Annotated in this window: 1 protein-coding gene; it reads left to right on the top strand. The window is 67.7% G+C overall.

Annotated elements, in window-relative coordinates; translation table 11 throughout:
• Positions 1–63 precede the first annotated feature (63 nt).
• A protein-coding gene (locus tag ABN401_RS16285) for an IS3 family transposase (protein ID WP_349685916.1) occupies positions 64–1,232 on the top strand; the annotation gives its coding sequence in 2 pieces (ribosomal slippage) (positions 64–316 and positions 316–1,232; 1,170 coding nt in all).
• Positions 1,233–1,258 lie beyond the last annotated feature (26 nt).

Below are 1,258 nucleotides of genomic sequence, written 5' to 3'. Positions count from 1 at the left end.
TGACCTGCCCCCTTCCTGATCCCTCGGTTTGAGTGAGAGTCCGTCAACCTCAAGGAGACGGACATGAAGAAGAGCAGGTTCACCGAGGCGCAGATCATAGGCGTGCTGCGCGAACAGGAGGCTGGCGGTGCGACGGCGGAGGTCTGCCGGCGGCACGGGATCAGCGAGCAGACCTTCTACCGGTGGAAGGCCAAATACAGCGGGATGAGCGTCTCAGACGCCCAGAAGCTGAAGGCGCTGGAGGACGAGAACCGACGGCTGAAGAAGCTGCTGGCGGAGTCGATGCTGGACGTGTCGGCGTTGAAGGATCTCCTGGGAAAAAACTGACCGGGCCCGCTGTTCGCCGGGAAGCCGCGCTTCGCCTGATGGCGGAGCGCGGCTACTCGCAGCGGCGGGCCTGTGGGCTGGTCGAGGTCGATCCCAAGACGGTGCGCCGCGCGCCTGAGCCTGGCGACGCGGAGGTGCGCGAACGGCTGCGGAGTCTGGCCGGAGAGCGCCGTCGGTTCGGCTACCGACGGCTGGGCATCCTGTTGGAGCGTGAGGGCGTCAGCCTGAACAAGAAGAAGCTGTTCCGTCTCTATCGGGAAGAGGGCCTGGCGGTGCGACGACGGCGGGGGCGCAAGCGGGCGACCGGGATGCGGGCACCGATGGCCGTGCCGGACGGGCCGAACCAGCGCTGGAGCCTGGACTTCGTGGCCGACGCCCTGTCGTGGGGTCGGCGCTTCCGCATCCTGTGCATCGTGGACGACTTCACGCGCGAGGCCCTGGCGCTGGTGGTGGACACCTCGATCGGTGGCCGGCGCATGGCGCGCGAGCTGGACACGCTGATCGCGCGGCGAGGCAAGCCTTCGCTGATCGTCAGCGACAACGGCACGGAGATGACGTCGCGGGCGATGCTGGAATGGGCCAACCGGACCGGCGTCGGCTGGCACTACATCGATCCCGGCAAGCCCCAGCAGAACGGCTTCGTCGAGAGCTTCAACGGCAAGTTCCGTGACGAGTGCCTGAACGAGGAGGTGTTCTCGACCATGGCGGAAGCCCGGGCCGTGATCGGCCGGTGGCGGCACGACTACAACCACGTTCGACCGCACTCCGCCCATGGTGGCCTCGCGCCGGAGACCGTGCGGCTGAACCACGCGGCCGGTCGGCTGCGCGACGTGAATAGCTGCGCCGCCCGGCCGCTCCCACCGGAGCCCCAGATCAGCTATGAAGCCTGCGGACTCCCATTATGACCGAGGGACCAGAGGGGGGCAGGTCA

This window comes from Brevundimonas aurifodinae (assembly GCF_040195595.1).
GTDB classification, from domain to species: domain Bacteria; phylum Pseudomonadota; class Alphaproteobacteria; order Caulobacterales; family Caulobacteraceae; genus Brevundimonas; species Brevundimonas aurifodinae.
The sequence above is the reverse complement of the archived record's forward strand: the minus strand, read 5'-3'. Positions and strand labels throughout refer to the sequence as shown.